This window comes from Vibrio sp. 1557 (assembly GCF_033340175.1).
In the GTDB taxonomy this organism is placed as follows: domain Bacteria; phylum Pseudomonadota; class Gammaproteobacteria; order Enterobacterales; family Vibrionaceae; genus Vibrio; species Vibrio alginolyticus.
The window spans coordinates 1-1428 of sequence record NZ_JAWOVZ010000124.1; the positions used below are offsets into that span (position 1 = coordinate 1).

The 1428-nt window shown below is 48.8% G+C and carries 1 pseudogene; it reads left to right on the forward strand.

Features of this window, described 5'->3' with window-relative positions:
- Positions 1–1427: pseudogene (locus R7070_RS25165) on the forward strand (ribonuclease E); the annotation flags it as partial.
- Position 1428: the final 1 nt, after the last annotated feature.

Genomic DNA, 1428 nt, shown 5'->3' on the forward strand with positions numbered 1-1428 from the left:
CGGTAGCGAAGAAGAAAGAAGTAGAGCAAGAAGCAAAACCTGGCCTATTCAGCCGTTTGTTTAAAGCACTAGGTAGCTTCCTATTTGGTGGTTCTGAAGAAGTAAAAGAAGAACCAAAACAAGAAGAGAAGAAATCAAACCGCGACAACAAGCGCAACAAACGCGATCGCAACGACCGTCGTCGTAGCAACCAACGCGATAACCGCGAAGGTCGTGAAAACCGTGATAACCGTCGTCGCCGTAAGCCTCGTGAAGAGCAAGCAAATGAGCAAAACGAAGCTCAACAGCCTGCAAACAAACAGCAACCAAACCGTAGCCAGAAGCGTAAGCCAAAACCTCAACAAGCTGAAAAAGCTCAAGAGCCGAAAGCAAACGCGAAAGTAGCGGAAAAAGGCTTGCAACTTGCGGCTGAAGCTCGCTCAGAAGTGAAGCCTGAAGAGAATAAAGCGAAAGCAAACGCGAAAACAGAGAAAGTCAAAGAGCGCCGTCAACGTCGCAAACTGAACAAATCTGTTCGTGTTAAAGATCAACTTGCCGATGAGCAAGTAGAAGAAACAGCAGTGAAAGCAATTGAACCTGTTGAGTCTCAAGTAGATCAAGCCGTTGATACAGCAGCAGACGCACAGCAAGACAACAAGCAAGGTGAATCGAAACAACGTCGTAACCGTCGTTCTCCTCGTCACCTACGAGCAAGTGGTCAACGTCGTCGTCGTGGTCGTGATCGTCGTCCTAACCCATTCCGTCTGCGCAAAGGCGGTGTAGCATCTCCTGAGATGGCAATGGGTAAAGTGATGCCACGTTACATTCCAAAACCAGCGCCTAAGAAGGAAGAGCGAGTTCAGGAAGAAGCGGTTGTGGCAATTGCAACTGTACCTGCTATGCAAGGTGGTTTTGCTTGCCCTGAAATGGCAATGGGTAAAGTCATCATCCGTCGTGAGCAACCAGCGGTAGCTGTAGCGCCTGTTGTTGAACCTAAAGTTCAAGAAACAGTAGAAGCTAAAGCTGAATCACCGATTGTTGAAGCTGTAGCGCCTGAAAAGGCAGAGCCAGTAGCGGTTGATCAAGCTCCTGTAGAGCCGATCGTTGAAGTGGCTGAAGCACCTGTTGCGGAAGCAACAACAGAAACAGTTGTTGAAGAAGCTCCGGTTCAAGAGCCAGTCGTTGCAGAAACTGTGGAAGAAGCAGCAACAGAAGTTGCCGTTGAAACTCCAGTAGCAGCGCCAGAGATGAAAGCTGAAGTTATCAACGTTGTTGCTAAGCCACGAGCTAGCGCACCAATGACAAAAGCACCTGGTCCTCAAGAACTACGTGAAATCGAAGTAGCCGCAGCGCCGTTTAAAGCTGAACGCTACCAAGCTAAAGGTGCTGGTAGCCAAGTGGCAACAAACCGCGCCTCTGCAGCAATGACAAAGCCAAACTTCAACTAAG